Annotated in this window: 25 protein-coding genes; 8 read left to right on the top strand and 17 right to left on the bottom strand. The window is 36.6% G+C overall.

Going from position 1 to position 24,359, the window contains the following annotated elements; genetic code table 11:
* The first annotated feature begins 11 nt into the window (after nucleotides 1-11).
* The gene (locus B045_RS0111110) at nucleotides 12-974 is read left to right on the top strand and encodes a Rossmann-fold NAD(P)-binding domain-containing protein (protein WP_018464331.1); all 963 of its coding nucleotides are present in this window, start codon (nucleotides 12-14) and stop codon (nucleotides 972-974) included.
* 16 nt (nucleotides 975-990) lie between these two features.
* Nucleotides 991-2,013, top strand: coding sequence for a threonine aldolase family protein (locus B045_RS0111105; RefSeq protein WP_025883275.1), 1,023 nt, complete (start codon nucleotides 991-993; stop codon nucleotides 2,011-2,013).
* 63 nt (nucleotides 2,014-2,076) lie between these two features.
* Here B045_RS0111105 and B045_RS0111100 read toward each other — a convergent pair whose 3' ends face one another.
* The 10 genes from B045_RS0111100 to rpmH all read right to left on the bottom strand — a co-directional run bounded on the left by B045_RS0111100 (nucleotide 2,077) and on the right by rpmH (nucleotide 11,300).
* A complete protein-coding gene (locus tag B045_RS0111100) occupies nucleotides 2,077-2,364 on the bottom strand; it encodes a hypothetical protein (RefSeq protein WP_018464329.1) in 288 nt (95 codons plus the stop codon).
* A 348-nt stretch (nucleotides 2,365-2,712) separates the two neighbouring features.
* Nucleotides 2,713-3,630 (bottom strand): hypothetical protein, encoded by a 918-nt coding sequence (locus B045_RS0111095; RefSeq protein ID WP_018464328.1) that lies wholly within the window; start codon nucleotides 3,628-3,630, stop codon nucleotides 2,713-2,715.
* 311 nt (nucleotides 3,631-3,941) lie between these two features.
* Nucleotides 3,942-4,313: a DUF3244 domain-containing protein gene (locus B045_RS0111090; protein WP_018464327.1), complete on the bottom strand. Its 372-nt coding sequence runs from the start codon at nucleotides 4,311-4,313 to the stop codon at nucleotides 3,942-3,944.
* 154 nt (nucleotides 4,314-4,467) lie between these two features.
* Complete coding sequence (locus B045_RS0111085) at nucleotides 4,468-5,967, bottom strand: hypothetical protein (protein ID WP_238312043.1); 1,500 nt, start codon at nucleotides 5,965-5,967, stop codon at nucleotides 4,468-4,470.
* A 285-nt stretch (nucleotides 5,968-6,252) separates the two neighbouring features.
* Complete coding sequence (locus B045_RS0111080) at nucleotides 6,253-6,918, bottom strand: NigD1/NigD2 family lipoprotein (protein WP_018464325.1); 666 nt, start codon at nucleotides 6,916-6,918, stop codon at nucleotides 6,253-6,255.
* Nucleotides 6,915-8,066 carry a 1-acyl-sn-glycerol-3-phosphate acyltransferase gene (locus tag B045_RS0111075; RefSeq protein WP_025883279.1) on the bottom strand — a complete coding sequence of 384 codons (1,152 nt, stop codon included), beginning with the start codon at nucleotides 8,064-8,066 and terminating at the stop codon, nucleotides 6,915-6,917. The genes B045_RS0111080 and B045_RS0111075 overlap by 4 nt, the downstream gene beginning before the upstream one ends.
* Before the next feature lie 4 nt (nucleotides 8,067-8,070).
* The gene (locus tag B045_RS0111070; protein WP_018464323.1) at nucleotides 8,071-9,066 is read right to left on the bottom strand and encodes a D-alanine--D-alanine ligase; all 996 of its coding nucleotides are present in this window, start codon (nucleotides 9,064-9,066) and stop codon (nucleotides 8,071-8,073) included.
* A gap of 17 nt (nucleotides 9,067-9,083) precedes the next feature.
* On the bottom strand, nucleotides 9,084-10,148 hold the full coding sequence (locus tag B045_RS0111065) for an RluA family pseudouridine synthase (protein ID WP_018464322.1): 1,065 nt from the start codon (nucleotides 10,146-10,148) through the stop codon (nucleotides 9,084-9,086).
* Nucleotides 10,149-10,158: 10 nt separating this feature from the next.
* A complete protein-coding gene (locus B045_RS0111060) occupies nucleotides 10,159-10,857 on the bottom strand; it encodes a PASTA domain-containing protein (protein ID WP_018464321.1) in 699 nt (232 codons plus the stop codon).
* 287 nt (nucleotides 10,858-11,144) lie between these two features.
* Nucleotides 11,145-11,300 (bottom strand): 50S ribosomal protein L34, encoded by a 156-nt coding sequence (rpmH, locus tag B045_RS0111055; RefSeq protein ID WP_018464320.1) that lies wholly within the window; start codon nucleotides 11,298-11,300, stop codon nucleotides 11,145-11,147.
* 309 nt (nucleotides 11,301-11,609) lie between these two features.
* Between rpmH and efp the strand changes: the two genes are divergently transcribed.
* The 3 genes from efp to radC all read left to right on the top strand — a co-directional run bounded on the left by efp (nucleotide 11,610) and on the right by radC (nucleotide 14,041).
* Nucleotides 11,610-12,176, top strand: coding sequence for an elongation factor P (gene efp, locus B045_RS0111050; protein WP_018464319.1), 567 nt, complete (start codon nucleotides 11,610-11,612; stop codon nucleotides 12,174-12,176).
* A gap of 123 nt (nucleotides 12,177-12,299) precedes the next feature.
* Nucleotides 12,300-13,349 carry a glycosyltransferase gene (locus B045_RS0111045; RefSeq protein WP_018464318.1) on the top strand — a complete coding sequence of 350 codons (1,050 nt, stop codon included), beginning with the start codon at nucleotides 12,300-12,302 and terminating at the stop codon, nucleotides 13,347-13,349.
* Nucleotides 13,350-13,354: 5 nt separating this feature from the next.
* Nucleotides 13,355-14,041, top strand: coding sequence for a RadC family protein (gene radC / locus B045_RS0111040; RefSeq protein ID WP_018464317.1), 687 nt, complete (start codon nucleotides 13,355-13,357; stop codon nucleotides 14,039-14,041).
* Nucleotides 14,042-14,060: 19 nt separating this feature from the next.
* Here radC and B045_RS0111035 read toward each other — a convergent pair whose 3' ends face one another.
* Together B045_RS0111035 and B045_RS0111030 are read right to left on the bottom strand one after the other, a co-directional pair.
* Complete coding sequence (locus B045_RS0111035; RefSeq protein ID WP_018464316.1) at nucleotides 14,061-14,828, bottom strand: UDP-2,3-diacylglucosamine diphosphatase; 768 nt, start codon at nucleotides 14,826-14,828, stop codon at nucleotides 14,061-14,063.
* A 25-nt stretch (nucleotides 14,829-14,853) separates the two neighbouring features.
* Nucleotides 14,854-15,174 (bottom strand): metal-sulfur cluster assembly factor, encoded by a 321-nt coding sequence (locus tag B045_RS0111030; protein WP_018464315.1) that lies wholly within the window; start codon nucleotides 15,172-15,174, stop codon nucleotides 14,854-14,856.
* 205 nt (nucleotides 15,175-15,379) lie between these two features.
* Between B045_RS0111030 and B045_RS14610 the strand changes: the two genes are divergently transcribed.
* Nucleotides 15,380-16,645: a DUF6850 family outer membrane beta-barrel protein gene (locus B045_RS14610; protein WP_404827976.1), complete on the top strand. Its 1,266-nt coding sequence runs from the start codon at nucleotides 15,380-15,382 to the stop codon at nucleotides 16,643-16,645.
* A gap of 101 nt (nucleotides 16,646-16,746) precedes the next feature.
* On the opposite strand, the gene B045_RS0111020 is transcribed toward B045_RS14610, so the two are convergent.
* From B045_RS0111020 to folP, 5 genes are all read right to left on the bottom strand, one after another.
* Nucleotides 16,747-17,769 (bottom strand): sugar kinase, encoded by a 1,023-nt coding sequence (locus B045_RS0111020; protein WP_025883284.1) that lies wholly within the window; start codon nucleotides 17,767-17,769, stop codon nucleotides 16,747-16,749.
* Between the two features lie 61 nt (nucleotides 17,770-17,830).
* On the bottom strand, nucleotides 17,831-19,039 hold the full coding sequence (locus B045_RS0111015; protein ID WP_025883286.1) for an acetate kinase: 1,209 nt from the start codon (nucleotides 19,037-19,039) through the stop codon (nucleotides 17,831-17,833).
* A 20-nt stretch (nucleotides 19,040-19,059) separates the two neighbouring features.
* Nucleotides 19,060-20,073, bottom strand: coding sequence for a phosphate acetyltransferase (pta, locus tag B045_RS0111010; protein WP_018464311.1), 1,014 nt, complete (start codon nucleotides 20,071-20,073; stop codon nucleotides 19,060-19,062).
* Nucleotides 20,074-20,198: 125 nt separating this feature from the next.
* Nucleotides 20,199-20,975 carry a diadenylate cyclase CdaA gene (gene cdaA / locus B045_RS0111005; protein WP_018464310.1) on the bottom strand — a complete coding sequence of 259 codons (777 nt, stop codon included), beginning with the start codon at nucleotides 20,973-20,975 and terminating at the stop codon, nucleotides 20,199-20,201.
* A gap of 19 nt (nucleotides 20,976-20,994) precedes the next feature.
* The gene (gene folP, locus B045_RS0111000) at nucleotides 20,995-21,840 is read right to left on the bottom strand and encodes a dihydropteroate synthase (protein ID WP_018464309.1); all 846 of its coding nucleotides are present in this window, start codon (nucleotides 21,838-21,840) and stop codon (nucleotides 20,995-20,997) included.
* Between the two features lie 132 nt (nucleotides 21,841-21,972).
* Here folP and B045_RS0110995 point away from each other — a divergent pair, with 132 nt between their 5' ends.
* Both B045_RS0110995 and B045_RS0110990 read left to right on the top strand, forming a co-directional pair.
* On the top strand, nucleotides 21,973-23,289 hold the full coding sequence (locus B045_RS0110995) for a UDP-N-acetylmuramoyl-tripeptide--D-alanyl-D-alanine ligase (RefSeq protein WP_018464308.1): 1,317 nt from the start codon (nucleotides 21,973-21,975) through the stop codon (nucleotides 23,287-23,289).
* 19 nt (nucleotides 23,290-23,308) lie between these two features.
* Nucleotides 23,309-23,908, top strand: a complete 600-nt coding sequence (locus B045_RS0110990) for an outer membrane beta-barrel protein (RefSeq protein WP_154650160.1) — start codon at nucleotides 23,309-23,311, stop codon at nucleotides 23,906-23,908.
* The last annotated feature ends 451 nt before the right edge of the window (nucleotides 23,909-24,359 follow it).

Genomic DNA, 24,359 nt, shown 5'->3' with positions numbered 1-24,359 from the left:
ATCAATAGAATATGAAGACTTTTTTTAATGTTGAAGACCTCGGGAATCTTAACGATGCTTTGGCTGAGGCAAAAGAAATAAAAAACAACCGTTTCGGTTATCAGGAACTCGGCAAAAATAAAACCTTGCTGATGATATTCTTTAATAATTCATTGCGCACACGTCTGTCAACACAGAAGGCTGCAATGAATCTTGGCATGAACGTAATTGTGCTAGATGTCAATGCAGGTGCATGGAAACTAGAAACTGAACGTGGAGTGATTATGGACGGAGACAAGAGCGAACATCTTCTCGAAGCCATTCCTGTAATGGGAAGCTATTGCGACATCATAGGAATCCGTTCGTTTGCAGGTCTCAGCGACAGAGATTTTGATTACGCTGAAACAATTGTAAATCAATTCGTAAAATATAGCGGACGTCCTGTATTTGCAATGGAAACAGCGACTGTTCATCCTTTGCAGGCTTTTGCCGACCTCTTCACTATTGAGGAATATAAGCAAACGGCTCGTCCAAAAGTTGTTCTTTCTTGGGCTCCTCATTGCAAGAGTCTTCCACAGGCTGTTCCTAACAGTTTTGCACAGTGGATGAATGCCGCAGACGTTGATTTTGTAATCACTCATCCTGAGGGATACGAACTTGATCCAAAGTTTGCTGGAAATGCCAAGATTGAATACAATCAGAAAAAGGCTTTTGAAAATGCCGATTTCATATATGCGAAGAACTGGAGCTGTCCTGGTGTGGCCAATATTGCTGATTATGGAAAGATTATCAACAAAGATCCTTCTTGGACTGTAGACACAGAGCACATGAGTTGGACTAACAACGGCTATTTTATGCACTGTCTACCTGTAAGAAGAGGACTTATTGTTACTGACGACGTGATAGAAAGTGACCACAGTTTAGTTATTCCAGAAGCAGCCAATCGTGAGATTAGTGCAGAAGTTGTGATGAAACGTATGCTTGAAAGTTTATAATAATAAAAATGATTATATGATATCTTTTGAATGTGACTATAATAATGGTGCTCACCCAAAAGTTTTGCAGCACTTGCTAGAGACAAACTCTAAACAAAGCCTTACATACGGTTTCGACGAATGGAGCGACTCTGCAAAAGACAAAATTCGCAAAGTATGCAATGCACCTAAAGCTGATATATATTTCCTTAGTGGAGGAACACAGACCAACATGACCGTTATTGACGGTATGTTGCAAAGCTATGAAGCTGTGATTTCTGCAAAGACAGGTCATATCAATATTCATGAGGCTGGAGCCGTTGAATTTACAGGTCATAAGGTAATAGACCTTCCTGCTCACGATGGTAAGATGAGCGCAAAGGAATTAAGCGATTACATGAACTGGTTTGTGAATGATGAAAGCACAGAACATCTTGCTCAACCAGGAATGGTATATATCACTTATCCTACCGAATACGGAACAATTTATTCAGCAGAAGAAATAAACAATATATATAATGTTTGCAAAGAGTATAGTCTTCATCTGTTTATTGATGGAGCAAGAATGGGTTATGGAATAATGTCGCTAAAAAGTGATGTTGACCTACAATTCATTGCCTCTCATTGTGATGTTTTCTATATTGGTGGCACAAAGGTTGGAGCATTGTGTGGAGAAGCTGTAGTTTTTCCAAATGGAGCACCCAAGCATTTCTTCACTACGATAAAGCAGCATGGAGCATTAATGGCAAAAGGTAGACTTATCGGCATACAGTTTGATGCCTTGTTTACCGACAACCTTTATCTTGAGATTTCAAGACATGCAATAGAAATGGCTGAAAAGATGAAGCAGATGTTTGCGACAAAAGGCTATAATTTCTTTCTCGACTCACCTACGAATCAGCAGTTTGTTATAATTCCAAATGCCAAGATGAAAGAACTTGAGCAACAAGTTATGTTCACCCATTGGGAACCTTATGACGCCCAAAACTTCGTTTGCCGTTTTGTAACTTCATGGGCTACAACAGATAAAGACCTAAATATTTTAAGCGAGATTATTTAATCTCGCTTATTTTGTATCATAAAGGACAATAATCATAATAGCTTATGCCCACACTTCTCAAAGTTAGTTTGATGTTTTCTCAAAATTACTGATCATTTTCTCTGATTCTTGTGTTCCATTTATTCTAATAGCAGAGTTTGAATTTATTTTTCCATCAGGCAGAACATCAATGGTATGAGGAAATACATCAACATTAAATATACTTCTAAAATCTTCAAACAAATAATCAGGAACTCTAATCGTTTTCTCTCCGTTAAAATAATCATCTACGATATTTTTGTAAGATTCTTCACTAAGAGAACTATCTGTTAAATATATAAGTTGCAGGGCTTTATTTTTCGAGGATGTCATTCAATCGAATAGTGATTAGGGCTTTATCACTCAAAGGCACACCGAAAAAACTAGTTTCATATTCGCCGCGATACATGAATTTCATTATAAATAAGATTGCTTATATACATTTGCGAATAAATCATGATGATCAAGCTGTCTAGTTTTTATGCTCGATAAAACTTTATAAGCCCAAATATGTATGATGCAAATAGCATAATTGCGAAAAAATCGCCAGAAACGGGTGTGATTTGTTGTTTAATGTCACTTTTATCCCGATAATGTCACTTAATGCCACTCGCTCAGCCCTTACAAACAAAAGGTTTGTGACATTAGTGACATAAAAAAACTTTTTCTGGTAGGTTGCAATTAACGCATATCTACATGGTATTTTAATTCAGTTAATGCATAATCAGAGAGCCTTTGAATATTATAATCAATAAGTCTTAATTTCTGTTGGCTGAATAATGTTGAAAAAGATGATTTAAGTTCTATCCCACCTCTAGTAATAATAGCTTTGCCATCAGATTCGAACGTGATTATTACACAATTATTATCACTGTCAATAATCATATAGCCCGTTTTGCCAATATTAATACTACTAATGATCCCCATATTAGCCTTTTCTTCATCAGAAAAATTGTTGCTTAACAGTTTACCCATAGGATAATCCATGCACACGTGGCAGACATTCAGATAAAGCATATAAAGCTGAAATTCACGATTATCCTTTGAATGATTTTTATATCCATCTGAGAAGAAAACTTCATCCAAAGGCATTCCAAATTTGGCTTCACTATAAAAATGAAGAGCTTTAAGAGAGTTTAGTTTTTCTGGAGATGAGGTACTAAAAACGTTGTTTTGTTCAATATCATTAGGAAGTTTATTTATTATATTATGAGTAACTTCATAAGACGGCAGGTCTGTTACTGATAAAAAGTTTGCATCATATTCACAGATTATATCTAACTTTTCCAAATAATTAATACCACTAACAAATTTAGGAGATTGTAATGTTGATGCATCTACGTATAATATGTTACCTACATAAATATTATTATAACTTACATCGTAAACAGGTATACGGTCTGTATAAAAATTATAGTCTAGCGGCTTCACGTTTTCCAAATGATACCAGTCCAAAGAATCACTAGTACTATCAGCCTTAACAGAGTCCGTTTTTATAGTTTCCTTTGTCTGTGGTCTAACACTTTGGTCTTCGACTTCATTACAAGAATACTGAATAGTAATGGCTAAGGCTGATAATAAAAGTAACTTTGGTTTCATATTTAGTTATATCTACTGTAATTATAAAATGCTACTTAAAAAACATTTATATATTGTCCATTTTAACTCCAGATTATAATTAGCATTTTCCGTTTAAAAAAATATCCGACAGAAAGGATTTTCACCACTTCCTGTCAGGATATTCACTTTTTAAATGTATATATATATATAGGTTAAGTAAGTCTATATTATCACCAGTTTTGAAAGCTTATAATTTGAGCGAATAACTATTTACCATCATTTCTCTATTCATTATACTACTACTGGTTTCTATGAAATGATACATACTATTTACATATTCTGAAGAATACTTATTGTAGTATTAGAGTCCCTTCATATATTTGCGTTGACGTTTTCAAAAAAAGTTGGTATTCTCCATCAGATACTGATGTTGGAATTGCAATAGAATTAATACCATATGGTACATTAACATAATAAACAATATTTCCTTGATTATCTTGTATCTGAACAACTATATCTTGAAAAAAACTATTATTTAAAAACAATGTGTTTCCTTCAACACTTACAATCGGCATGACTTGAGGTGCACGAGTGACGGGTGTGGGTCTTGGATCTATAACCGTACATGTCAAATCAATTACATTACCTTTCACCCCATTATTTGCCACTACAGATATAGTAGCAGTACAAATGAAAAAAAAGAAAGTTAAAAGCCTTTTCATAATTATTTGCGTTATTATTTTGTAGTGCAAATATATTAAAAATGATAAGAAAGGACTTAGATATTATTGATTTTAACCTTTACATATTTTACACGTTTTTTGTAAACTACTGATAATGAACAGTATATGCAAAGAAAGCAAAAAGATATTTTGATTATGATTTTCTAATTTTCTCATCAAAACTTTGTGCTCCACCTTTTAAGTTGTAAAGAGATAATAGTAATTTGGCCCGAATATTAGTTATAACTTGTGGAGAAACATCCAATAGACATGCCATTTCGGAAGGTAAGAATCTTAATCTTGTCAAAAGGCAAAGGCTGAACTCACGCTCTTTTAATACACTTCCCTTAGTTATAAGAAAAGACAAAAACGCATTATCATATTTTTCAAAATGTAAGCGCAAAGTTTTAATATCAGAATATGAAGCATTTTGACCCTTTTGAGATAGTGCATGCAAATAATTCACAATAGGAGCATTAAAAAAGACATCACGCATTCCCCATTGGTCCGGACGCAACTTATCACTTTGCTGTAATGATAGCTTTTCTTGCAGACTCTCTATCTCATTGTGAAGCCGATCTATAAACTCATTATTCAGTGAATCTTTCTTTTTAAGAGTGCGAGATAATTCTTGTTCTCTATTTCGCAGCGTAAGGATATCAAATGCGTAACTTGTATTTTGTTCTTTTATTTTATTGAAACGAAGTCGGTTTCGCATATAAATGATTAGGAAAAGCAAAAATAACACTATTATAATAACAATAATAAGCGCTGTTCTAATTTTCAGTTGATACTCTTTCTGTTGTGCCAAATCCTTATACATGCTATAATTAAAAATAGCATGCATCTGTTGCAAATGTCGCGTTGACATATGTGCATAAGATGAATCAACAGCATTGTTCCATAGTTCACTATATTTTACTATCGAATCAGCATTCTTCTCTTTTTTATATAAATTAAATAACCCTTTAGCTGCCGCTTGCTTGTTATTATAATCATTATAAGTATAAAGTTCGTGTTCAAAAAAATATTTTGCAGAGTCGATTTTATTAATACCTAAATAATAGAGACCTTTATAATATTCATTAATACCATTTTCATTAGTATGTATATTTGTTTTACTAAAATACTTATGAGAAATATCCATGTAGTATTTTGCCTTAACAAACTGTTTTTTTAAAAGATAAATATAGATTTCTATATCAGAAGGTAGAATAGCTAATTCTCTATACCCATATCTACGATACAAATTGCGTACATTTTTATTTGTTATAAAAACAGAATCGTACTTACCCATTAAATAATATGCCATGCCTTTATCTTTGTAGTATGACAAAGATCCTAATGTATCTTTTGCTACGAATGCGTATTTACTAGCAAATTTAAAATAAGAAAGCATTATATTATAAGAGTCTTGTTCTTCAAATATACCTCCCATCTGTCCATAAATTCTTGACAAGGTATAAAAGTCGCAGTCTTTATTCGATATATCAGCATACTTTATTGCATCTTCATAATATTTAATTGCAAGAGGTGTATCTCCCATGTCACGATATACGCATCCTAGAAGATATGTTGCCTCCATACGCTCATTGGCATTGCCATTCTCTGAATAATAATCAACAACATCATTCATTACACTGTCTGATTTCATGGAGATAAAAAACTTGTTGTGTGCGCTAGCAAGCAACAGTTCGTATCTCATTCTATCAGCTTTTGTGAAATCAGCTTTATCATTACCTATCTTACGTAATAACGTCAATGCTGTTGTATCAGAGTTATGGATGCAAGTATCTATTTTACTCCACTCTGCATTATGTGCATTATTGGTACAACCTACAAGGCAAATAATTAGAATTAAAAATGTTACAAGATGTTTCATTGCTTATTATTCAGTATAGGCTATAACAAAGGTGGGATTTTTATGATAAATAAGTCTTTAAATTTCAAAGTCCTTTGTGATCATTCCGTTATATGTGTTTATGGAGAGATGTATGATATAGCCTTTTAAATTCGCTATTGGAATACTTATATAGCCTTTTGTTGAATAATATTCAGGTATGCCGTTTTGGTCATGATACATACGAAGACACAATTCATGAGTGCCGTCAGACTTCGACACCACCCCATCATTAATAATTGAGATGGTTTGAGAATTTGTAGATGCATCCTGCTGACCAGTCTTTACATAAAAGCCGATATTAAGGTATTTGCGATTTGTACTGACCCATGCACTTTCAAAGTTAACAGGATCCGTATGTATTTCCTTAAAATCGCTTAGAGGATGATATATAACAACGGGCACACGCGAAATGCTGTATGCCGTTGTTGTATTATTGTCTACATTATTATAATAATATAAAAGCGCACGATAATCAGAGTCAGGCTTTGCAGCCCAGTCTGCAGAAACATGCGGACTTAGCACCAAAGAATCACCATCATCAGTTATCACAGAGTTTATCTCTTTAGTGGAAACAGTATGAGCCTCAACAAAATCAGCCTTGATATATGAATACTTTCCATCTCCGCTATCGTAGTTGTCTTCCTTACATCCAAAAAGAGTAAACGCTACTAATACACTTATTATAATAAAGTTTTTTTTCATCTTACGGATAAATAATTTCTCAATGGGTTAGCATACATTGTAAGCATGCGTTCGCGAAGGAAGTCTTCGTCCTTAGACGGAAGTTCTATCTTTGCAAGTTGACCTGCTATATAAGTCTCAAACAGAGCCTTCTGTTCTTGAGTATAGAACTTGTTTGCAAAGTCTGTAGCACCATTAAGAATATCCAGAGCAACATAGTTACCCGGATAAAGCATATACCCCTTATATATAGATTTATCAATATGTTCAGCAACAATTCTATATATATCAGTCTTTGGAACATCTACCGCTATTGTATCAAGAAAATCATCTATACATTTAGCACATTGATAATGTACGTGTCCTTTATGTCCAATGATACCTGTCTGCATACTCACGATATCATCCTGAGGTTCTTTCTTCCAACCTTCGATGTCACGTTTCAGTTGAAACTCACGGGCCTTAAGAAAATCACAAGGATCATATTCATAAGATATAGCAAGAGGAACTATATGCAAATTTTTAAGGCGTTCTACGATACTGCCGTTCCCGCCCATCGCCATCATCTTCAAAACAGCTTCCTGAGTACGATCATTGCTATCCTTAGCTCTACCCTCACGCTGTGCAATCCAAATATTTTCATGCTTTTCATTGATAGCAAAATGCATATAATCAGACAATAGTTTGCTTGACATCAGCATCTGACGCATAGGCAATCCACGTTCAACTATAAAGCTCTTATTAACTCTAACCAAATCTTTTATCCAAGGAAGTGAAAGAAGGTTGTCGCCAATAGCAATCTCGCATGTAGTAGTGAATTTAGCATCAATAAGGAACTTATCTAATATCGCTGAGTCGAGGACGATGTCACGGTGATTGCTTACAAATGTATAGCGCTTAGTGTTATCAATGTTTTGAGAATCCATCTCAGATCCGGTACTTCCCTTCTTGAGAACATTCCCAACAAAATCATAACTGAAAGCTAATTGAAACTCATAACCATTTTTACAACTGCGCATTTTCTTGGCAACTACATCAAATGGAACACCTGGATACAAATAAGCTAAAACGCTTTCAAACTGTTCATTTGAAAGCAATCTGTCATACGCCTCTGGGAGATCATCTTCCTCCCAAGGGCGTATATCATCGAACTCTTTTGGTATAATCATATTTTCAGAATTGATTTTCAACTATATCGCCAAGCACGTCCTTTATGTCAAGACCTGCTGCACGAACCTGCTGAGGAATAAAGCTTGTTGCTGTCATACCTGGAGTAGTATTGATTTCAAGCATATTCACAACATCGTTTCCTTCTTTATCCTTAGAGATTATATAATCAATGCGAATGATACCATTTGCATGGAGGATATCATAGATACGGCTTGTTTCTTTAGCAACTTTGGCTGCAGTCTCTGGATTGAGACGTGCAGGAGTGATTTCTTGAACCTGACCGTTATATTTAGCATCGTAATCAAAGAATTCATTCTTTGTAACGACTTCTGTAGCAGGCAGAACAACAGACTTATTCTTCGTCTTGTATACACCTTGAGAAATCTCGGTTCCTTCCAAGAAGCCCTCTATCATCACCTCGTCGCTCTGCATAAAAGCAACACGAAGTGCAGGAGCAAGCTGATCGGCATTCTTTACTTTTGATACTCCAAAACTACTTCCGTCAGCGGCAGGCTTTACAAAACAAGGCATACCTATCTTCTCTTCAATTTCAGCTTCGTTATACTGTTCGCCACGACGCAATAGAAGGCTGTTTGCAACCTTTACGCCAAAGCCCCTAAGATAGTTGTTAAGCACAAACTTATCAAATGTCATCGCTTCAACAAGAACTCCACTTGTAGAATAAGGCAGATGTATAAGGTCGAAATAACCTTGCATTACTCCGTTTTCCCCTGGCTGTCCGTGAATAGTGATATAAGCATAATCAAAATAAACAGATTTACCAGCCATAACAAACGAGAAATCATTCTTGTCTATTTCAGCAGTATCGCCGTTATCAAAGTTTACATGCCAATCAGTACCCTTCACGTCAACAACATAAATATTGTAACGTTCCTTATCAAAGAAAGAGTACAGTCCCTGAGCAGAGCGCAGAGATACATCGTGCTCTGATGAATCGCCACCACATACAATGGCTATGTTTCTCTTTAAATTTTCCATTTTTATTATATATTTTTTTATTCTGCAAAAGTATCTTGTGTGGTCCCTTTTATGTAACCTCTCCACTTTTCAATGAGACTACCGAAATCAGCTGGCCATTCAGAATCAAAGTCCATCTGCTTTCCTGTTGTAGGATGAATAAAGCCCAATGTCTTAGCATGCAGAGCCTGACGAGGACAAGTTTTAAAGCAATTCTGAATAAAAGCTTTATACGTACCGCTGCGTTGTCCGCGAAGAATCTCATTGCCTCCATAAGTCTCATCTGCAAACAAAGGATGACCGATATTCTTCATGTGAGCACGTATCTGATGTGTGCGCCCTGTCTCTAGTATACATTCAACAAGAGTTGTATATCCAAAACGTTCGAGAACTCTGTAATGAGTTACTGCCGTTTTACCTATTCCGCTGTCGGCAGGAAATACCTTCATTCTCAATCTGTTTTTAGGATCACGGGCAACATTTCCTTCTATTCTACCCTCGTCTTCGACAACATTTCCCCATACTAGTGCGTTATAGCTACGATGTGTGGTCTTATCGAAGAACTGTTTTCCCAATGCAGTCTTAGCAGCAGCTGTTTTAGCAACCAAAATAAGTCCACTTGTGTCCTTATCTATTCGATGAACAAGTCCAACTTCAGGATCATTCGCATCAAAGCCCTCCAAGTCCTTCAAATACCATGCAATAGCATTTATCAGAGTACCAGTGAAGTTTCCTGCTCCAGGATGAACTACCATGCCGGCCTTTTTATTAACTACGATGACATCATCGTCTTCATAAGCAATATCTAGCGGGATATCCTCTGCAACGATACTTGTATCATGCTTAGGACGGTCGAGCACAAGAGTTATCACATCATTAGGACGTACTTTATAGTTACTTTTAACCGGCGTTCCGTTCACACGGATAAATCCGGTTTCGGCAGCCTGCTGAATTCTATTACGACTCTGATACGGATTTTTCTCAGAAAGGAACTTATCAATACGTACCTGAGTCTGCCCAGGATCAACTTCTATCTTCCAATGTTCATAGAGTTGTTGATCATCGGTTTCAAATTCTTCAATTTCGTTTATATCTTCAATCATTTATTATTCTTTATGGTGTTGTCTTGTTTGATTCTGAATGTTCCGGTTCCGTAGATTCAGAACCAGGCACAACTTCGAATCCATCTACATCTCCATTATTCTCATCCACATCAGGACTAGTTGGGTCTACATAGTCAACAGAATCAGCGGCATCTCGTTTTCCATTACCAACTTGTATGATAAGTTTATCATCAACAGAAATTCTATCACCAGCCGTCACATGATGACCACGAACCATAATACCATATACCCAGTCTTTCTCACCAGATATGTATTGCGGCATACCAAGTTTAAATCCCATAGATGTCAACTTAGCCATAGCCTCTCTAAGAGAACTATTATCAATGACATCAGGAAGAGTTATAGTTGGAGTATGAGGAGAGTTGACAGTTACATATATTACATGTCCTTCCTTAACTCTTTCACCAGGTCCAGGTGTTTGTTCAAGGATACAATCTGGAGGAAGGTTCTTAACGTATCCAGTATCGCTGACTACAATTTGAAGTCCTGCGTCATCAAGAATACGTTCTGCGTCGCTAAACAATTTATGCTTAACATTAGGAATAGGAATAGACTGTCCATGATGTGTATATACATCAAGCCCGAACTTTACACCAAGGCAAAGCGCAATAACGACAGCAGCCATGGCTAGAAGATTCTTCCACAGATACCAGCTTTTAAACTTCTTGACGAATTCTGATGACTCCATTTATATACATTAATTTAATTGCTAAGATATTGCAAGCGAGTTAAATACATCAAATTTACTTGATAGCTTCGCCGAGTACAGCCTTATCTTATGCAAAGATAATGCAAGTTGAGAGAAGAACAAAATAAATAACAAAGTTTTTATTTTTTATTCCAAGTACAGCCTATCTTCAACGATAGTTAAAGGTATAAGAATCTAAGCAAGGCAACAAAACTTAATAACACAAAAAGCAGCAAGGAAAATACTTTCTTTGCTGCTTCTTATCGTGATCTGCGACCAACAACGGATTATTTACCGTGGTTCTCGTCAGATACAGTTAATTTCTTGCGACCACGAGCACGGCGAGTTGCCAATACACGACGACCATTCTTTGTTGCCATTCTCTCGCGGAAACCGTGCTTGTTTACACGACGGCGGTTGTGAGGCTGAAATGTTCTTTTCATTTTTTTACTTATTTATTTTGTTATTTATTGCTTGTAAATGATGTCGGAGCTATCCGCGCATACAATTCCTCCACTTCTGAATTAAAAGTTAAAAACACTTCTGAGTATAATATCTACACTTTGTAAAGTCAAGTTTAAACCTTTTGGGTTGCAAAATTACTCATAATTTTCGAAATACCAAAGAATTAAGAGTTTTTTAAGTTGCAAATTGATGTTTTTTTATAAAAATATAGTAACTTTGCAGTCGAAATTCAGTTATAAACACTGCATCAAACGTTTTAAGAAATTATAAACATTAAAAATACAATAATGATTAATTCACAAGAAATTAAGATCGGTACATGTATTCGCATGGATGGTAAGATTTGGACTTGTATTGACTTTCAGCACAGAAAGCCAGGAAAAGGTAACACTGTTATGATCACAAAGTTAAAGAACGTTGCTGATGGTCGCGTTCTTGAGCGTACATTCCAGGTCGGTTTCAAACTTGAGGATGTTCGCGTTGAGCGCCGTCCTTATCAATATCTTTACGAAGACACTACCGGAATGATTCTTATGAACCAAGAGACTTTTGAGCAGATTCCTGTAGGTAAGCAGCAGATTACTGGTGTTGACTTCATGAAAGAAAGCGACATTGTTGAAGTTGTTACTGATACTTCCGATGGCACTATCCTACTTGCTGAAATGCCTGTAAAGACTAATCTTCATGTTGCTCACAGCGAACCTGGAATCAAGGGTGATACTGCAACTAACGCAACAAAGCCTGCAACTCTTGAAACAGGTGTTGAAGTTCGCGTACCTCTTTTCATCAACGAAGGTGACCTTATTCAGGTTGACACACGTGACGGAAGTTATTTAGGCCGCGTAAAGGAATAATTAAAAATCAAATACTTTAAGGTGAAAAAGTAAATACATGGGAGTAAAAATACTACCATAAAATGTTTACTTTTTTACCTTTTTGCTTTTATGCACCTTAGTTACTCTCTATATATATAAATTATGAAATACTCAATAATAGTACCTGTTTACAATCGCCCTAACGAAGTTGACGAACTACTCGAAAGCCTCACAATACAGACTTTAACTGACTTTGAAGTCGTTATTATCGAAGACGGTTCAAAGATTACGTGTAAAGATATCTGCGACAAGTATTCAGAAAAACTTGATTTAAAGTATTTCATGAAAGAGAATAGTGGTCCTGGACAAAGCAGAAACTACGGAGCACAGAGAGCTAATGGTGAATATCTAATAATCCTTGACAGTGACGTTGTGCTTCCAGAGAATTACATCAAAGCCATTGGCGATGAAATCAATAACAATGATGCTGATGCTTTCGGAGGTCCGGACCGTGCACACGATTCATTTACCGACACTCAAAAAGCTATATCATATTCCATGACAAGCTTTTTCACAACAGGAGGAATACGCGGAGGAAAGAAGAAACTGGATAAATTCTATCCACGCTCATTCAACATGGGAATAAAGCGAGATGTTTACAGCAAGTTAAACGGCTTTAGTGATATGCGTTTCGGTGAAGATATAGATTTTAGCATACGCATTTTCAAATCCGGATATAAATGTAGACTATTTCCTGATGCATGGGTATGGCACAAACGACGCACTGACTTCAATAAATTCTGGAGACAGGTTTTCAATAGCGGTATCGCGCGCATAAACCTTTATAAGAAATATCCAGAGTCTTTGAAACTGGTACATCTGCTACCAATGGTATTCACAGTCGGAATGATGTTCCTTTTTACATTATGCATTTCAGGAATCATTACTATGCTGACTGCAGATGAAGGGAAATGGCAAACAGCAGGTTACGTCATGACTTTATGTGCAGCGTTGCCTATCATACTGTATTGCCTACTGATTTTCGCTGACTCCACAAAGGTAAACAAAAGTATAAAAGTGGGTCTGCTGAGTATTGTCGCGGCTTACGTACAACTAACAGGTTACGGTTGCGGTTTCATTAATTCCTGGTGGAAACGTTGCGTAAGAGGAAAAGACGAATTTAGCGCATACAAAAAAACATTCTACAAATAATAAAAGTGGAAAAACTATCTATAACTAATTGGGCACTTGAAGATCGCCCACGAGAAAAACTAGAAAGACTTGGTGCCGACTCCCTCAGCAATGCTGAATTATTAGGCATTCTGATTGGAAGCGGAAACACCAATGAGAGTGCTGTCGACTTAATGAAACGAGTTTTAAACGATTGCAACAACAATCTAAACACATTAGGAAAACTAAGTATTCAACAACTCGAAGAATATAACGGATTAGGTCCCGCTAAAGCGATAACTATACTCGCAGCATGCGAACTAGGAAAAAGACGATCATTGGAAAAGGCTGAAGAGCGTCAAAACATCAGCTCTGCATCGGCGATATATGACTACATGCACCCAAGAATGCAGGATCTTGATGTTGAAGAGGCATGGGCTATGATGCTTAATCAAAACTACAAACTGATAAAGATTATGCGTATCAGTCATGGAGGCATAAGTGAAACAGCTGTTGACATTAGAATAATATTGAAAGAGGCTTTACTCTGCAATACTACCGTGATTGCGCTATGCCATAATCATCCAAGCAACAATCCATTTCCAAGCGGACCAGATGATCAACTTACGAAACGAGTTAAAAATGCCTGCGAATTAATGCGTATATATTTCCTCGATCACGTTATAATAACAGACGGGAAATATTATTCATATCGTGAAAGCGGCAAACTGTAAAAAAGATAAGACCGCTTTTTTAAAACTCGGTCTCACCTTCTACATATTGTTCCATAAACATATGTTCACCGTCAAATACGGCATAAGTGAACTGCCATATCCAGTCACCAAGGATAAGCATTCTAACTTTCTTGCTCAAATTCAGGTCCAATTCTATATGTCGATGACCATAGATAAAATAATCTATATTATTATGGTTAGCCATATATTCATTAGTGAACTGTACAAGATACTCCTTGTCCTCACCCATAAAAGGAACCTCTTTGCCATCAATACGTTTTATGCGACTATGCTTTGCCCAGTTTAGTCCCAAAGCCATTCCCCAACGAGGATGAAAGAAATTAAGCAACTTCTGGCACGTACGGTTATGAAAAATCTTCCTTAATATCTTGAATTTATTGTCAGGATCTCCGAGTCCATCACCATGAGCTAAAAAAAACACCTTACCATATATTTCAGTAGTGACAGGTTTCTTGTGAACAATTAGCCCACACTCTTCCTCAAGATATCCATAAGTCCAAAGGTCATGATTACCAGTAAAGAAATGGATTTCGACTCCACTGTCTGATAGTTCGCTCAATTTACCCAAGAAGCGTGTATATCCTTTTGGTACGACATAACGGTATTCATCCCAAAAGTCAAACATGTCTCCCAATAGATATATAGCAGAAGCTTTATCTTTTATGCTATCAAGGAAACGAACAAGGCGTCTTTCCTGCATACGCGGATGCTCTATTGCCAATGATCCAAGATGGGCATCTGAGAGAAAATAAACATTCTTTCTCATAATCACTTTATCTAAATTTCTATTATCATTCAAAACCCAGTTCTACACGAGCTTCTTCCGTCATCATACTTTGATCCCAAGCAGGTTCAAAAACGAGATTAACATTGGCAGAAGTAATACCGTCTACACTTTCAACCTTCGTACGAACATCCTCAAGGATAAAATCAGCAGCAGGACAATTTGGTGCAGTAAACGTCATATCCAATTCCACACTAGCATCGTCTTGAACTTCTATTTTGTATATCATACCCAAGTCCCATATATTTACAGGAATCTCTGGATCGTAAACAGTCTTTAACACATCTACTATATGTTCTTCTATCTTGGTTTTTTCTGTCTGTGTCATAAATCTTTCCTTATGGTTTCTTGCAAAGTTAATATAATATTTGAAACCAACAAAAACATTAGCTACTTTTTGGTAATATCATTAAGCATTAAAAGAGTATTTTGCAAATATGAAACGTTAAAAACGACATTAAATACAAAAATACCTACATTGAGATATTGTTGACATTAATATATTTTAATACATTTGCAAAAAATAAGATAATATTAGTATTGGTAAGTTTGATTTCAACAACGGTAAAACGAAAGATCGTGCTTGGGCTGACGTTGTTCGCCCATACAACAGTGACCCTTATTTCAGCGGTTCGTCAGTATATGGAAACTACGATTTCCAGAATATAAATCTCACTGCGGCTATTGGTACTACAAAAATTGGGAAATGGAACTTTGGTGCACGCATTGATTACAACCTAGGTGATTTAAGTCGTCTACGTGATCCTAGATCAAGATCAGAACTTCTTGAATATAAACTCACTCCGTCTGCAATATATAACTTCGGTAACAGCAGTATCGGACTTGCAGCATGGTATAACAGACGCAAAGAGAAAATACAGAATGTAACAACCGTGCAGACTGACGCTACATTGAAATATTATTTGATGAGCGGACTTGAGAATGCAAACGGCACAACTGGTGGTTACGGAAGTTTCAGCCGTGAATGGGTAAACCAGAACTTTGGTGCAGAAATATCTTATGGATATAAAGGTAATGTTTTAAATTCACTAAATAGTATAAGCATCCAGCGTGGAAGTGAGAGTGTACTCGGCGTATATAAGTATAGTCCTGGTCACTACTACAATTACATATATGGTTTACAATCACAAAATAGACTGACAACTGGAAAATTAATTCATCAGATAGATCTTAAAGCAAGTTACGAAGAGGGATTTGCTGATGAATACAGACAGAAACTGATTATCAACACAGACTCTGTAACAGGTTTCAATTCATATAGATATGATACTCAGATTAAGTTTAATAAGCGATATCAGATAAGAGTTTTAAATCTTGATGCACATTATAGAATGAGCATTCCTTATAAAGACAGAATATTTGCTTACATGGGATTCATAGCTAACTATAATAATGTAAGCAACAAGTATCTTCTTAATACTTCAGAACTAAAATACGGACGCTTAAACATCGCATTTGAAGAAGGTATGGACTTATGCAACACTGGACTTGGATATGCCCTCAGTGCAGGATATAGTTTCTCTACACGCAACAGTATCAATCTAGCTGACAATACAAATGAATACGCACAAGGTGTTCTGTTACCTGATATGAAATATTATGCAGTTGACTATGGTTTCGTGCACGGAGAATTGAGTTATGAGCATCCTATAACTATTAAGGGAACTACATCAAATTGGTTTGCTAAAATATATGGTAATTATCTGAGGACTAAGAAATATGAAAATACAGCATACAACAAATACACATTTGGAGTCTGTGTAGGAATTATCTACTAGACTACTTCAGTAAGTATTTAGCTAAAAACAAAAAAGTCATACATGATAAGGTTAAACCTTTCATCGTATGACTTTTTTATTTTATATAATGAAGTAAATCGTTAGTGATTCATCACTTCTATTATTTCATCTTCTATTGCTAGATTCTGGTCGCCAATAATGGTATTTTTTATGGCAGAGGCTGCTATCGCGAAATCAAGACAACGTTGATCGTCATCAACCCATTTCATACGGGCATGAATAAATGCAGCTACAAAAGCATCGCCACATCCCATAGGATCTACGACAGGATTAATATCATAGATCTTAGTCTTATATAGTTTACCTTCTGAATAAAGCACTCCTGTAAGAGTATGATGGCTTGACGCTATCTGATTGCGCAAAGCTATCAACATACGCTTGCATCGTGGAAACTGTTTCTGTAATTCTTTGAAATAAGCAATATAAGCATCCTCGTCAATTTTATACGAAGAGTCCATTGCCTCAAAAGGTATATGTTTCAAAGAACTGCCGACTTCCCATTCATTCTGATCACCGAATATAAATGAACTATATTCCATCAGTTTATGGAGAGTCGCCTTTGCATTTGCTCCAGGGTAATGCCAAAGATTCTTGCGGTAGTTGATATCACATGTAATTTCAACTCCCATTCTCTCTGCCAGTTCCAATGCATCAAACGTTGTATCCAAGGCATCTCTACTCATAGCACATGTAATACCTGAACAATGAAATATCTTTGCGTCATCAAATATCGGAGCCCAGTCAATATCTCCATGTTTTAGACTATAAAAGGAACTATTATTGCGATCATACGCAACAACGGAATTACGCATAGATGCCGCCGACTCAAAATAATATGTGCCAAGACGGTCACCACCTTTTACTATATGACTTGTATCAAGACCAAACTCACGAAGATGCATCAACGCAGCATTGCCCATAGGACTTTCAGGGACACGAGTCACATACTCCACATTATCTCCTAATACCGATAATGAGACAGCAACATTAGCTTCAGAGCCTCCAAAATCACCATTAAACTGCCTCCCCTGAGAAAGGCGGGAATTATTTTCCTTTGACAAGCGCAAAAGAATTTCTCCGAAAGTAACGATCTTCTTATCCATCATATAATTATAAAAAAGCCCACTCCTTAAAGGAGAGGGCTTATTGTTGTATATCCTTAAATTACTTGCCTGCTTTCTCAACGAGTTCCTTTGTATCGCGAGCGATAACAATTTCCTCATCAGTTGGCACAACAACAACTTTTACTTTACTGTCTGGTGTTGAGATTATAGCCTCATCACCATGAATCTTTGCATTCTTCTCAACATCAATCTTTATACCGAGATATTCAAGATTAGCGCAAGCCTCTTCACGAGTATCGGTCTGGTTTTCACCTACACCGGCTGTCCATACAATAGCGTCAACACCACCAAGAGCAGCAACATAAGCGCCAATATATTTCTTTATACGATAATTGTACATCTTAAGCGCAAGCTGTGCACGGTCGTTGCCTTCATGAGCTGCGTTTTCAATATCACGCATATCACTAGATATACCGGTAATACCGAGCACACCACTCTCCTTGTTTAAATAGCTTGACATTTCCTGTGGCTTCAAGTTGAGCTTATCCATGATGTAAGTAACAGCAGATGCGTCAATATCACCACAACGACTACCCATCATAAGACCAGCAAGAGGAGTTAGCCCCATTGATGTATCTATAACCTTACCATTAAGTATTGCAGCAACACTTGCTCCATTACCGATATGGCATGTTATGATTTTAGAATTATTTATATCAAGACCAAGAATCTCACAAACACGCTGTGATACATAACGATGGCTCGTTCCATGGAAACCATAACGACGTATGTGATATTTCTGATAAAGTTCATAAGGTACTGCATAAAGATATGCATAGTCTGGCATTGTGCTATGGAAAGCATTATCAAATACACAAACCTGAGGTGTTGTAGGCATCAATGAATCTACAGCACGAATACCTTTCAAGTGTCCTGCATTATGAACAGGTGCAAGATCGCAAAGTTCTTCTATGCCGTCTTCAACGCTCTTATCAACAATGATACTCTGTTTGTATTTGTCACCACCTTGTACGATACGATGACCAACAGCATCAATCTCGTCAAGACTCTTTATTGCACCTATTTCAGAATCAAGCAGGCACTTGAATACCAAGCTAACGCCTTCCTTATGTGTAGGAAGGTCTGCCATTATCTGCTTTTTCTCCCCATTAGGAAGTTTTACCTTAATAAATGCATTGTCAAGACCAATACGCTCAACACCACCTTGTGCCAATACAGACTCATCATCCATATTGTAAAACTTATATTTTATTGAAGAACTTCCGCAGTTAAGAACTAAAACTTTCATATATTTTAATTTAATGATTTTTATTTCTTTGCATCTTGAGCCTGACAAGCTGTAATTGCTACCATGTAATAGATGTCATCAACAGTACATCCACGGCTAAGGTCGTTTACTGGGCGCGCTATACCCTGAAGTACAGGACCAATTGCAACGGCATTACCTAAACGCTGTGCAAGTTTGTAACCAATATTTCCAACCTCAAGGTTTGGAACGATAAGAACATTTGCCTTTCCTGCAATATCACTATTAGGAGCTTTCTTCTCTGCAACAGATGGTACAAGAGCTGCATCAGCCTGCAATTCTCCATCAAGTTTCAATTCAGGAGCCATTTCATGAGCTATTCTTGTTGCCTCAACTACCTTGTCAACAACCTCATGCTTTGCACTTCCCTTTGTTGAGAAACTCAACATTGCTACACGAGGTTCAGCAAATCCAGCAATAGTCTTTGCTGTTTGAGCTGTACAAACAGCGATTTCTGCAAGCTGCCTAGCATCAGGAACTGGTGTAACTGCAACGTCACCCATAACAAGAACACCATTCTCGCCAAATTCTTTCTGCTGAGAGAACAAAAGTAATCCACCGCTTACACATGTAACACCTGGTGCACACTTGATTATCTGAAGTGCAGGACGAAGAGTATCACCAGTAGTGCTCAATGCACCACTAATCTGACCATCAGCGCCTTCAGTTTTTATAATCATACAACCGAGATACAAATTATTTTTTGTAACCAGCTCACGAGCCTGCTCAATTGTCATACCTTTCTTCTTGCGAAGTTCTGCAAGTTTTTCAGCATATTCTTCACTCTTAGGGTTGTTCATAGGATCAATGATAGTAGCCTTGTCTATACTTCCAAGTCCCCACTCTTTTGCAAGTTTCTTGATGTTGTCAGGGTTACCAATCAAAATGATTTCTGCCATGTCGTCAGCCAAAACTTTATCGGCTGCCCTTAAAGTGCGCTCCTCCTCAGCTTCTGGGAGCACGATGCGCTGCTTGTCAGCTTTAGCGCGCGCAACTATTTGCTGTAATAAGTCCATAGTTTGTTAATATGTATATAATATATAAATTTCGAAATAAAATATTTAAATTGCTATTTACAGTTTGCAAAATTAGCAAAATTAATTGAAAACGAGGAGTTGGTTAAGGATAAAAAAATATAAAATCAGTCTATTTCGCGGGTTAAAATGCTCTCAAGCTCCTCTGCTGACAATCTCAAATGAAATTGTCCCTTGACAGCTACACTAATTCTTCCAGTTTCTTCACTCACTACAACTGCTATCGCGTCACTTTCCTGACTTATTCCCATAGCAGCACGGTGACGCAATCCTAACTCTTTAGGTATATCTCTATTATGACTTACAGGCAATATACATCCTGCAGCCGTAATTCTTTTATTAGATATAATCATCGCACCATCATGGAGTGGAGAATTCTTGAAAAATATATTTTCTATAAGTCGCTGATTAATATTAGCATCTATAACATCACCTGTATCAATAATGTCATCAAGCGGTGCACCTCGCTCTATAACAATCAAAGCACCTATTTTTCCCTTAGACATACTCATACAAGCCATAACGATTGGCATTATAGTTATTCTGGTAGCCTCTATATCCTTATCACTTTTGCTAGACGTAAACAAACGGGCGAATTGTCTTATTCGCTGATGTGCGCCTAGTGTATAAAGAAATTTACGTATTTCCTCTTGAAAAAGAACAATCATGGCGATAACACCAACACTCACGAATTTGTCAAGTATAGATCCTAACAAGCGCATTTCAAGCACTTGACTTACAAAAAGCCACACTATTACAAACACCATAACACCGATAAAGATATTCAACGAGCGACTTTCCTTCATCAATCGATAAAGGTAGTATAATATCAGTGCGACAAGAAAGATGTCGATTATATCTTTTATTCCAAATTCAAAAAGCATTTGTAAATATTATTATATGTTAGCTTTGAGTTGACTTCCGCATTTCAGACACAATTTTTACAGTTTCAATTGCTTCTTTTACGTCATGCACTCGCAATATTCCGGCACCTTTCTGCAAAGCAATAGTATTGAGAATCGTTGTTCCGTTTAGAGCCGTGGTAGGATCTCCACCTAGCAGTTTGAAAATCATGCTCTTTCTTGATATACCAACAAGTATAGGAAGTTCAAATACTTGCAGTTTCTCCATTTCTGCGTAAATAGCATAGTTCTGTTCCAATGTTTTTCCGAAGCCAAAGCCGGGATCAAGGATTATATCTTTTGCACCTCGGTCTCGCAACTGTTGTACCTCATCAGCAAAGGCTATCACCATATCATGAATATTGGGTTTTACCGACATCAATATATATGGTACTTTCAATTCACCAACAACATCAAACATACTGCCAGTTTCGCTTATCAGAGTATTAACGATACCGGTTATTCCGCCTTCACTCACATCGTTTATTATATCTGCACCCCATTCAGTGATGCACTTTTTTGCTACAAGAGGACGATAAGTATCAACAGAAATAGGAATATCGGGATATTCATGCCTTACTATACCAAGTGCATATCGCAGTCTTTCCGTCTCATCTTCCTCACTAACTTCCTTTGCACCTGGACGTGTAGAGAATGCTCCTATATCGATAATGTCACCGCCCTGCTCCACAATCTGAGTAGCTCTTTCCAGAATTTCACGCTCAGTCTGCTTTCTGCTTCCGACATAAAAACTGTCAGGAGTGCAGTTAAGTATTCCCATTACTTTGGGAGTCGAAAGGTCTATCAACCTTCCACGAACATTAATTGTATAGTCCATATATTTCATACCATGCAAAGTTATCATATTTTTGACTATTATCCAAATTAAAATTCCAATATTAGCAATAAATAATTAGCAGATTATTTGTCTTAAAAGAAAAAAATGTAACTTTGCAATCATAAAAGAAACATATACGACATGGATATAAAAGAATTGTATAAAATCTACCAGCAGCATCCTTGTATTACTACTGATAGTAGGACTTGTCCTAAAGACAGTATTTTCATTGCATTGAAGGGTGAGTCATTCAACGGCAACAAGTTTGCCGAGGCAGCTCTGGAGAAGGGATGTTCTTATGCTATCATTGATGAAAAGGAATATGCTGTGGCTGGAAACGACAATATTATTCTCGTTGACGACTGTCTCAATACATTCAAGGAAATTGCAAGAGAGCACAGAAGACATTTCGATATTCCTGTTATTGGCATTACCGGTACAAACGGAAAGACTACCACTAAGGAACTTGTTTCTGCGGTATTGGCTACAAAATATAATGTCATGCATACCGAGGGCAACTTCAATAATGATGTAGGCGTACCAAAGACTTTGCTGCGTCTTGACAGTAATCACAATATAGCTGTTGTAGAAATGGGCGCAAGCCACCCCGGAGACATACAGAAACTCGTGGAATATGTTGAACCTACATGCGGTATGATTACCAATGTAGGTCGTGCCCATTTGCTGGGATTCGGAAGCTTTGAAGGCGTAAAGAAGACAAAGGGAGAACTGTATGATTTTTTAAAAGAACATGATTGTCTATTGTTCCTCAATGAGAGTAACGATGACTTAGTGGAAATGGCACAGAAAAGGGAATTTAACCGTATTGTAAGTTATGGTCAGACTGATGACGCCAATGTTAACGGCGAGGTTATCAGTTGTGCACCATTTCTAAAATTCTGTTGGACAGATCTTTCATCTACCGATTCTAAGGTAAAGACCTACGAGGTTCAGACTCATCTTATCGGAGCTTATAACATTGATAACATGCTAGCTGCTATAACAATAGGTTTGCATTTCGGGGTGGAAGCCAAAATGATAAACAAAGCTTTAGAAGAATATACTCCTGACAACAACAGAAGCCAACTTGATGTTACAAAATACAATAAACTGATTGTTGATGCTTATAATGCCAACCCTTCAAGCATGGCTGCAGCAATTGATAACTTCAAAGTAATGGATGTTGACAAGAAGATGGCTATATTAGGAGACATGCGCGAACTAGGTGATGTTTCAATGGTAGAGCACCAAAAAATTGTCGACAAACTGAAAGAATACGGTTTTAAAGAAATCTGGCTTGTTGGTGATGAATTCGGGGAAACAGATACAGATTACCGCAAATTCAAAGATGTTGAAGAAGTGAAAAAAGAGATTGCTAAAAAACGTCCAGAGGGTTATTACATACTAATAAAAGGTTCCAACGGTATAAAACTTTTTCAGATACCAGAGCTACTATAATTTATAAGTAAAACTAAATATGAGACTTATTATTTTAACCACTTTGTTAATGCTTACAAGCATAACATCAAATGCTCAGGAAAAGAAGTTTGAGCATAACATTTATGTGTCTGGTGGATTATTTATAGACAATACTTCTGGAGATACAGAGACTGGTATGTCCATAAAAATGGGCTATGGACTTAACTACTATCTTTCAGATAAGTTGTCTATTATGCCAGGTGTTGCTATACGTCAAGATGTCGTTAGACCATTCTCCTCTAACGCTGGGGATGATGATGACGGGTTCACCTTCCTTGATATTCCTATAATAATGCAATATCATATTCAGGAAGGAAATAACGCTTGGGTGCTAGGACTAGGTCCAGTATTATCTTTCTGTGTTAAAAACGACCAATACTATTATGACGTGATGCCTGACGCTCCAACTCCCCCCTCTACAGACAAAATTAAAAACTTCAATATTGGAATACAACCTAGCATCATGTATCAGACTGGTAAGTTCCGTATAGGAATTGAAGGAAATGCAGGGTTGTTTAATGTTGCCAAGCAACGTCCAAATTTCTCTGACACCAAACACATCCATGATATTGTAGCATCAATATATTATCATTTTTAAGAGTTTAGGTGCTGTTCATAAGTCAGTAGATTCAACGATTACTACTAGTTTGGTAGTAGATTTTAATCTGCTGAAAAAAGAAAAATAACATACATAACATACATTTTTAACGTAAGTCTATCATAGTCAATACGTTTACTAATGTATGTATATGCCATATCATACATGAATCATACATGATCATACATGATTACTTTATACTGAAAAGTTATACTTCATTTTAACAATGATGTCAACCTTTTCAGTATAGGATTTCAGAAGATATAAAGACTATCAGTAACGGTCTTAAAATATGTATAGTGATTCGGTTCTTCTCTAATTTAGTTGAATTTAAGCTTTAAAATAAGTCCTATATATTTTACTTATAATTTATATGTAATTAACTATAAATCAGATAATTACATCGTTATATATTAGGATGTTTGACAAATATTTTGTATATTTATATCGC

It is taken from the genome of Segatella paludivivens DSM 17968 = JCM 13650 (assembly GCF_000373185.1).
GTDB lineage: Bacteria > Bacteroidota > Bacteroidia > Bacteroidales > Bacteroidaceae > Prevotella > Prevotella paludivivens.
This window is presented reverse-complemented; position numbering and strand designations above follow the sequence as displayed.

Excerpts from the sequence above, each read along its gene's own strand:
- B045_RS0111110 (WP_018464331.1), top strand. The coding sequence starts at position 12 with ATGAAGACTTTTTTTAATGTTGAAGACCTCGGGAATCTTAACGATGCT.
- B045_RS0111105 (WP_025883275.1), top strand. The coding sequence starts at position 991 with ATGATATCTTTTGAATGTGACTATAATAATGGTGCTCACCCAAAAGTT.
- B045_RS0111100 (WP_018464329.1), bottom strand. The coding sequence starts at position 2,364 with ATGACATCCTCGAAAAATAAAGCCCTGCAACTTATATATTTAACAGAT.
- B045_RS0111095 (WP_018464328.1), bottom strand. The coding sequence starts at position 3,630 with ATGAAACCAAAGTTACTTTTATTATCAGCCTTAGCCATTACTATTCAG.
- B045_RS0111090 (WP_018464327.1), bottom strand. The coding sequence starts at position 4,313 with ATGAAAAGGCTTTTAACTTTCTTTTTTTTCATTTGTACTGCTACTATA.
- B045_RS0111085 (WP_238312043.1), bottom strand. The coding sequence starts at position 5,967 with ATGAAATCAGACAGTGTAATGAATGATGTTGTTGATTATTATTCAGAG.
- B045_RS0111080 (WP_018464325.1), bottom strand. The coding sequence starts at position 6,918 with ATGAAAAAAAACTTTATTATAATAAGTGTATTAGTAGCGTTTACTCTT.
- B045_RS0111075 (WP_025883279.1), bottom strand. The coding sequence starts at position 8,066 with ATGATTATACCAAAAGAGTTCGATGATATACGCCCTTGGGAGGAAGAT.
- B045_RS0111070 (WP_018464323.1), bottom strand. The coding sequence starts at position 9,066 with ATGGAAAATTTAAAGAGAAACATAGCCATTGTATGTGGTGGCGATTCA.
- B045_RS0111065 (WP_018464322.1), bottom strand. The coding sequence starts at position 10,148 with ATGATTGAAGATATAAACGAAATTGAAGAATTTGAAACCGATGATCAA.
- B045_RS0111060 (WP_018464321.1), bottom strand. The coding sequence starts at position 10,857 with ATGGAGTCATCAGAATTCGTCAAGAAGTTTAAAAGCTGGTATCTGTGG.
- rpmH (WP_018464320.1), bottom strand. The coding sequence starts at position 11,300 with ATGAAAAGAACATTTCAGCCTCACAACCGCCGTCGTGTAAACAAGCAC.
- efp (WP_018464319.1), top strand. The coding sequence starts at position 11,610 with ATGATTAATTCACAAGAAATTAAGATCGGTACATGTATTCGCATGGAT.
- B045_RS0111045 (WP_018464318.1), top strand. The coding sequence starts at position 12,300 with ATGAAATACTCAATAATAGTACCTGTTTACAATCGCCCTAACGAAGTT.
- B045_RS0111035 (WP_018464316.1), bottom strand. The coding sequence starts at position 14,828 with ATGAGAAAGAATGTTTATTTTCTCTCAGATGCCCATCTTGGATCATTG.
- B045_RS0111030 (WP_018464315.1), bottom strand. The coding sequence starts at position 15,174 with ATGACACAGACAGAAAAAACCAAGATAGAAGAACATATAGTAGATGTG.
- B045_RS0111020 (WP_025883284.1), bottom strand. The coding sequence starts at position 17,769 with ATGGATAAGAAGATCGTTACTTTCGGAGAAATTCTTTTGCGCTTGTCA.
- B045_RS0111015 (WP_025883286.1), bottom strand. The coding sequence starts at position 19,039 with ATGAAAGTTTTAGTTCTTAACTGCGGAAGTTCTTCAATAAAATATAAG.
- pta (WP_018464311.1), bottom strand. The coding sequence starts at position 20,073 with ATGGACTTATTACAGCAAATAGTTGCGCGCGCTAAAGCTGACAAGCAG.
- cdaA (WP_018464310.1), bottom strand. The coding sequence starts at position 20,975 with ATGCTTTTTGAATTTGGAATAAAAGATATAATCGACATCTTTCTTGTC.
- folP (WP_018464309.1), bottom strand. The coding sequence starts at position 21,840 with ATGAAATATATGGACTATACAATTAATGTTCGTGGAAGGTTGATAGAC.
- B045_RS0110995 (WP_018464308.1), top strand. The coding sequence starts at position 21,973 with ATGGATATAAAAGAATTGTATAAAATCTACCAGCAGCATCCTTGTATT.
- B045_RS0110990 (WP_154650160.1), top strand. The coding sequence starts at position 23,309 with ATGAGACTTATTATTTTAACCACTTTGTTAATGCTTACAAGCATAACA.